This is a genomic window from Synechococcus sp. BA-120 BA3 (genome assembly GCF_034931285.1).
GTDB lineage: Bacteria > Cyanobacteriota > Cyanobacteriia > PCC-6307 > Cyanobiaceae > Cyanobium.
On the sequence record NZ_JAYGHZ010000319.1, the window covers coordinates 1 to 7,509 of the forward strand.

General features: G+C 70.1%; 4 protein-coding genes and 1 pseudogene. 2 read left to right on the top strand and 3 right to left on the bottom strand.

Annotated elements, in window-relative coordinates; genetic code table 11:
- The 3 genes from alaS to VB737_RS13205 all read right to left on the bottom strand — a co-directional run.
- The coding region (alaS, locus tag VB737_RS13195; protein WP_500313615.1) for an alanine--tRNA ligase at positions 1–2,262 on the bottom strand (2,262 nt) is incomplete at its 3' end.
- 73 nt (positions 2,263–2,335) lie between these two features.
- Positions 2,336–4,237, bottom strand: coding sequence for a glutaminase A (glsA, locus tag VB737_RS13200; protein WP_500313617.1), 1,902 nt, complete (start codon positions 4,235–4,237; stop codon positions 2,336–2,338).
- A gap of 111 nt (positions 4,238–4,348) precedes the next feature.
- On the bottom strand, positions 4,349–6,178 hold the full coding sequence (locus VB737_RS13205) for an HD domain-containing phosphohydrolase (RefSeq protein WP_500313619.1): 1,830 nt from the start codon (positions 6,176–6,178) through the stop codon (positions 4,349–4,351).
- 230 nt (positions 6,179–6,408) lie between these two features.
- Here VB737_RS13205 and VB737_RS13210 point away from each other — a divergent pair, with 230 nt between their 5' ends.
- Both VB737_RS13210 and VB737_RS13215 read left to right on the top strand, forming a co-directional pair.
- On the top strand, positions 6,409–6,858 hold the full coding sequence (locus VB737_RS13210) for a hypothetical protein (protein WP_500313620.1): 450 nt from the start codon (positions 6,409–6,411) through the stop codon (positions 6,856–6,858).
- Positions 6,855–7,509, top strand: a pseudogene (locus VB737_RS13215) (DEAD/DEAH box helicase); the annotation flags it as partial. The gene VB737_RS13210 and the pseudogene VB737_RS13215, both read left to right, overlap by 4 nt.

Sequence of the window (7,509 nt, forward strand, 5' to 3'; positions counted from 1 at the left end):
CTCCTTGAGGGTGGCCCGCAGCTCCTCGCCCTGGAGGGCCACCCGCTCGAGGATCTCGCCAGGCTGGGCCTTGAAGCGGTCGGCCAGCTCGCGCACCACCCGGTCGCGCTCCCGCAGGTAGGGGAGCAGGGCGGGGCCGGCCACGGCCTCGATGCGGCGGATGCCCGCCGCCACCCCCGTCTCGGCGACGATCCGAAACAGGCCGATCTCGGCGGTGTTGGCCACGTGGGTGCCGCCGCAGAGCTCCATCGAGACGCCGGGCACATCCACCACCCGCACCACCTCGCCGTACTTCTCGCCGAACATGGCCACGGCCCCGGCGGCCCGGGCCCGCTCCAGGGCCATCTCCGCCACCTCCAGGGGGTGGGCCTCGGCGATCCAGCCGTTGACCAGGTCCTCGATCTGCTCCAGCTCGGCCGGTGTCAGGGCCCGGGGGCAGTGGACGTCGAAACGGAGGCGGTCGAAATCCACCAGGGAGCCCGCCTGGGAGATGCCGTCATCCACCACCTGCTTCAGGGCCGCCTGCAGCAGGTGGGTGGCGGTGTGGTGGGCCTGGGCGCGGCGGCGGCAGCTGCGATCCACCCGGGCCTGCACCACATCGCCCACCGCCAGATGGCCGCGCTCGATCCGGCCGCTGTGGACGAAGACGCTGCGGTTGCGGCTCACCGCCTCGATGGCCACGATCAGGCCCGAGCCGACGTCGGCGCCTGCCTCCCCGGCCAGCAGCACGCCCCGGTCGCCCACCTGGCCGCCCGATTCGCCGTAGAAGGGGGTGCTGTCGAGCACGATCTGCACCGCATCACCGGCAGAGGCCGTGGTGGCTGGCTCCCCGTTGACCACCAGGGCCAGCACGCAGGCCGCCTGGTCGAGGGCCTCGTAGCCGCGGAAGTCGGTGGGCTCGAGCGAACCGGCCACCTGCTCGATCGCCCCCTGCAGGGTGAGGTCGATGCTCACGGCCGCCGCCTTGGCCCGCTGCCGCTGGCGCTCCATGGCCGCCTCGAAGCCGTCCAGATCCACCGTCAGGCCGTGCTCCTCGGCGATCTCCTCGGTGAGCTCCAGCGGAAAGCCGTAGGTGTCATAGAGCTCGAAGGCCGCGTCGCCGCTGATGCGCTCCGGCCGGGCGGCGAGCACCTCGGCCAGCAGCTTCTCGCCCCGCTCCAGGGTGTCGAGGAAGCGGGCCTCCTCCCGCACCAGCTCGGCCAGAATCACCTCGCGGCGCTCTGGCAGCTGGGGATGGGCGGCGGCCATCAGCTCGATCGCCGCCTCCCCCATCGCCGCCAGGAAGGGACGGTCGATGCCCAGCAGCCGACCATGGCGCACGACACGGCGCAGCAGGCGGCGCAGCACGTAGCCCCGGCCCAGGTTGGAGGCGGTGACGCCGTCGGCGATCAGCTGGGTGATGGCCCGGCTGTGGTCGCCGATCACCTTGAGGGAGGTCTGGGCGCGGGCGTCGAGGGCGCGGTAATCCAGCCCCGCCAGGGAGGCGGCGGCTTCCACCAGCGGATAGATGAGGTCGGTCTCGTAGTTGTTCGGCACCTGCTGCAGGATCTGGGCCATGCGCTCCAGGCCCATGCCGGTGTCGATGCTGCGCCGGGCCAGGGGCGTGAGGGTGCCGGCCGCGTCGCGGTTGTACTGCATGAACACCAGGTTGTAGAACTCGATGAAGCGGCTGTCGTCCTCCAGGTCGATGCCGTCGTCACCCCGTTCCGGGTGGAAGTCGTAGTAGATCTCCGAGCAGGGGCCGCAGGGGCCGGTGGGGCCGGAGGCCCAGAAGTTGTCGGCCTCGTCCATGCGGATGATCCGCTTCGGATCCACCCCCACGGCGTCACGCCAGAGGGCGGCGGCCTCGTCGTCGTCCCGGAAGACGCTGACCACCAGGTGGGCCGGATCGAGGCCGAACACCTCCGTGGTGAGCTCCCAGGCCCAGGCGATCGCCTCCTCCTTGAAGTAGTCGCCGAAGGAGAAGTTGCCCAGCATCTCGAAGAACGTGTGGTGCCGGGCGGTGCGGCCCACGTTCTCGATGTCGTTGGTGCGGATGCACTTCTGGCTGCTGGTGGCCCGGGGCGCCGGGGGCGCCGCCTGGCCGAGGAACACCGGCTTGAACGGCAGCATGCCGGCGATGGTGAGCAGCACCGTCGGGTCGTCGGGCACCAGAGAGGCGCTGGCCATCCGCCGGTGCCCCCGCTGCTCGTAGAACGCCAGGAAGGCCTCCCGGATCTCGGCTCCGCTGCGGGGCCTGGGGCGGGTGGAATCGGCAGCCATCACGACGACGCAGGGAGAGGTCCTGGGACAGGCATGATCGCCCAGCGCGGGGGCCGGCGGGCTCCGGCGGCGCTCAGTAGTGCTCCATCAGGGTCAACTGGACACTGGTCTGGCTGAGCTTGGCGCCGATGTCGCAGGTGAGGGCCTTGAGCAGGGCGATCACCACATCGGGATGGCTGACGCTGAGGTCCTCGAAGGCGCTGCGGTGCAGCACCCAGCACTCGCCTGGCTGGGTGGCGATGATGTCGGCGGTGCGGGGCGTCTGGGCCACGAAGCCGATCTCGCCGAAACAGAGCCCGGGGCCGAAGGTGGCGAGCCGGGTGGAGTGGCAGACCCCATCGCCGGTCTTGATGTCGAGGGCGATGTCGAAGGAGCCGGAACGCACCAGGAACATTTCGTCCCCGGGATCACCGCGGCGGATCACGAAATCCCCGGCCACGAACGATCGCCTGGTCAGGCGATCCGCCAGGATCCGCCGCTGTGACTCGCTCAGAGGGGCAAGCAGGCCGTGATCTCCGAGGGTATCGGCCGGAGCAGCGGCGGCTTCCTCCCCCCCCTCCGCCGGGGAGTACCACGACAGCAGCAGGTCCTCGGCCGCCTCGAGGGCCGAATCCAGATGCTCGTAGCTCGAGACCCGATCGGTGATCTTCCAGTCGGGCATGGCGACCAGGGGCAGCCGGCCAGCACGGGAGAGCAGGATCTCGACGCCCTCGTCCTCCATCGAGCAGAGCTGGCGGTCCAGCAGCCCGGAGGATTCCAGCGGGCATTCGGTCACATGGGCCAGGTCGAGAATGAGGACGCGCACGTCATTGCTGAGCCGCACCAGTTCGGAGGCCAGCTGTTCGATGCCTCCGAAATCGAGCACCCCCTGCACGTGAATGATGCGCACCTCATCCCGGTGCGGGGCCAGGATCGCCAGTTCGCGGTCACTGCGCCAGCGGCGTGATTTCCGCTGCGACCCCTGGTAGGAACGGCGGATGGTGGCATCGGTCTGGGAGTACTGGTTGAACAGGCTCAGACCCACCCCCACCGACAACTGACGGCAGACGGCCACCCCCCGGACACTGTTGCCGAAGTTGTCGAGGGGCGGGGAATAGGTGGCAATGCCGAGCCGTCCCGGGATCACCGCCATGACGCCGCCGGCCACCCCGCTCTTGGCCGGAATGCCGACGTCATGGAGCCACTGGCCGGCGAAGTCGTACATGCCGCAGGTGCCCATGAGGGCCATCACCCTGACGGTGATGTCGTGGGGGAGCGGCTGGCCGCCGGTGAAGGGATTGCGGCCCTGGCAGGCCAGGGTGGCGGCCATCACGGCCAGATCGTGGCAGGTGACGGAGATGGCGCACTGGCGGAAATAGAGATCGAGGGCGGGTTCGGGGTCGGACTCGATGATGTTGAAGTTACGAAGCAGATGACCGATGGCACGGTTGCGATGGCCCGTCTGCTTCTCCGAGAGGTAGACGTCCTCGTTGATCGTCAGGCGACGGCCGGCCAGCTCCTCGAAATAATCCAGCAGCAGGTCGATGGCACCGCTGGGGTCGGCATCACAGATCTGGGCGGAAGCGGCGATTGCCCCTGCATTGATCATGGGATTGCGCGGCTTTCCCGAGTCCGAATCCAGGCTGATGGCGTTGAAGGCTTCCCCTGAAGGCTCCACATCGATCTTGCCAGCCATGAAGTCAAACGACAACAACTTCAGGGCAAGCGCATAGATGAAGGGCTTGGAGATCGATTGGATCGTGAATTCCTTTCTCGTGTCACCGATTTCGTAGATCCGCCCACCCGACGTGGCGATGACGATGCCGAAATCATCAGGGCAGGCCTTGGCCAGCTCGGGGATGTAGTCCGCCACCCGGCCATCCCTGACGCCGGAGAAGGCGGCGTGGAGCTCGCCGAGCAGCTCCTGAATCACATTGGGATGGCGGTCGGGACCATGCAGCGGCAACAGGGGTGTGTCGTGGCGATCGTCCAGCATTTCGTAGCAACAGATACCGGCAAGCAGGCGTCATTCCTGGCCTCGCGATCCACCTTGCCACCGGAAGCGTATCGCTGACTCTGGAGAACCCTGGCGAAACCGAAGGGGGCCTCAGGCCGAGGTGGGCCGGGGCCCCAGCAGGGCATCCAGATCCACCGGATCGATCTGGTCGGCGCTCATGAAGCACTCCGCGTAGGTGAGGTACACGCCGGATCGCAGGAACAGCGCGAACAGGTCGGCATCGATGCGGCCGCGATCCCGCAGGCCGGCCAGGATCGCCAGGGACTGGGACAGGGGCATGCCCCGCTTGTAGGGCCGATCGGCGGCGGTGAGGGCCTCGAAGATGTCGGCGATGGCCAGGATCCGGGCCGGGATCGACAACTTCTCCGCCCCCAGCCCCCGAGGGTAGCCGCGACCGTCGAGGGTTTCGTGGTGCCCCCCCGCGATCTCCGCGACGCGGGCCAGGGATGGGGGAAAGGCCATGCTCTCCAGCATCACGATCGTGTGGATCATGTGCTCGCGGATCTTGTAGATCTCCTCGGGGGTCAGGGTGCCCCTGGCCACCGAGAGGTTGTGGAGCTCACCGCGGTCGTAAAGCAGCTCCGGCACCGCCAGGTTGAACCCCCAGCGGGCCTCCGGCACCTGCTCGGGCGGCCGGGGGATGCGGTGGTGGGGGGCGTCGCTGAGCAGGAACTCGAGGGCGGGCAGGGGCGGCGGCGGCCCGCTGTACCGGGTCTGCTCCTCCCAGCCCAGGCCAAGCCGGTCGTCGAAATGGCGCCACCAGGTGCGCTCCGCCAGCCGCCGCAGCTGGGCCAGATCCTCCGGGTCGGTGCCTTCACTGCCCAGGTTGCAGCGGGCCACGCAGGCGAAATCCGCCTGCAGCTCCTGCTCCAGCCGGGCGTACTCCTGGTCCAGGGCGTCCGGGTCGCCGCCCGCCAGCAGACCCTCGAGCCTGGCGATGCGTCCATCCCGGAGCAGCACCTCGAAGCGGGTGCGGATCTCGTGCAGCCGGTTGACGGGGGCGTCCAGCTTGGTGGCCTTCTCCACCACCGCCTCGGGCGTCACGATCTTGCCGCAATCGTGCAGCCAGGCCGCCGTGCGGAACTCCCGGCGCTCCGCCTCCCCCTTGAAGCGGAAGGGGGCCAGCGGCCCCTCCTCGGTGGCCTCGGCCGCTTCCGCCAGCAGCAGGGCCAGCTCCGGCACCCGGGAGCAATGGCGGCCGGTGTGGGAGCTGCGGGCATCGATCGCGCCGGCCAGCAGGGCGATCATCGAATCGATCTGCCGCTGCTGTCCCTCCAGGGCCTGGGTGCGCTCGACGCAGACCGCCGCCAGGGCCGCCAGGGCCTCGATCAGCTGCTGGTCGCCGGCGTCGAAGGGGCGCACCAGCGAGGCGGCCGTCTCGGGCGTGAGCACCGAGCCCGCCTGGCGTTTGCGATTGATCAGCTGCATCACCCCCACCACCTCCCCGGCCATGGTCCGCAGCGGCACCACGAGCATCGAGACCGCCCGGTAGCCCATGCGGCGATCCAGTTCGGCGTCGAAGCGGTAGGGACGGTCGGCGGGAATCGCGTAGACGTCGCTCCGGTTGAGCGGCTCGCCGTGCAGGGCCGTCCAGCCCACCAGCCGCTCGGGGGTGATCGGGAAGCGCACATCCAGCAGGCTGGCGTCGATGCCGGTGTCGCCGGCGGCCAGGGAGCTGTTCTGGAAGGCGGTGAACCAGAGCCGCTTCTCCCCCTTCTCCTCCTCCACCAGGTAGATGCTGCCGGCGTCGCTGAGGGTGAGATCCCTGGAGCTGGAAAGGATCTGCCGCAGCAGGGCCGGCAGGTTGACCGCCCCGCTGATGGCGGTGGCGATCTGGAGCATCTCCGGCAGCGCGCGCCGTGCCTGGTGGGCATCGGAGGCGTGCGGTGGCGGATGGGCGGCGCTCAAGGGGGTGGCCAACCGTGGTGGGGATCAGCGCCCTGCCAGGCAGCAGGGACGCGTGACTGGACGTCAGGGAAACACCGGAAGGCCGTGACGGCAACAGCGGCCGAAGGGGGGAGGCCCGGAGGACCAGGGACAGGCCGGAGCGGCTGGGATCAAAAGGCCCTGTTCAGGCTGACCCGCTGCACTGGCCAGCGCCGCTGAATAATGTAAGCCTGCCGATGGCCAGGCATGATCGGGCCATCGCCATGGCCTTGCCGTTGACCCAGGCGTCCGACGATTCCCGTGCCCGTCTGCGGCTGCAGTCCCTGTCGTGGGCGCTGCTGGGCGGACTCGCCGCCGCCCTGATCGGCCTGCCGGCCGGCCTGGACAGTGGGCTGCGGTCGGGGGGATGCGGCTTCTTCTACGGCCTGCTGGCCTTCCACCTGCAGCGGGTTGATCCGGATGACGATCACCTGGCCGCCGGTCTGGTGGGGGCGGTCTGCGGCATCCGCAGCCTCGGGGGGCCCGTGGCGGTCACCCCCCTGGCCCTGCCGGTCCCGGAGATCCAGGCCCTCCTGAATCAGCCTCTGGCCCGCGGGACGCTGGGCGCAATCCTCGAGCTGCTGCGCGGCTGGCTGCCGCTCTGGCTGCCCCTGATCGGCAGCGCCCTGCTGCTGCAGGCCGCCCAGCGCCTCCTGCCGGCTCTGCGGCCATGAGCCTGCTGCATGCCACCTGGCTGTTTCCGCCGGAAGGGGCCGGCGGCCGGCTGCTGCTCTGGGCCGACACCTGGAGGGTCGCCACGCCGGTGGCGCCGCTGCGCACCGTTCCCGACCATCCCCTGTCCCTCAGCGTCGACGATCTGGGCGCCTGGCTGGATGACCATGGCCTCTGGTCGGAGGCCTTCCGGCCGGCGGAGGCCCAGCTCACCCTGCCCAGCCGCAGCCAGGGGGCCCGCGGCCGCCGCAAGGCGGCCAGTGAGGGCCTGGCCGCCTGGAGCGGTCTGCCCCTGCAGGCAGGCGAACCGATCCCCAAGGAGGTGCAGTGGTGGCCCTGGCGGGTGGAGGGCCTGGCCCTCGATCCGGCGGGGGCGGGCGAATGGCTCGCCGGGCTGCCCCTCTCCGGCGACGACCCCGGCCTGGCCGACGATCTGCGCTGGTGGAGCCATCTGGAGCGCTGGGCCCTGAGCCTGATCGCCCGCGGCCGCTGGCTGCCCCAGGTGGAAGAGGACCGGGCCCGCTGGCTGCCCCTGCTCAACCGGGAGGGGGACCGGCGCCGGCTGGAGGAACTGGCGATCCGGCTGCCCCAGGTGGCCACCTGCGCCATGGCCGCGGGCGCTCCTGGGGACGGGGGCCTGGCCTGCCGCCGAC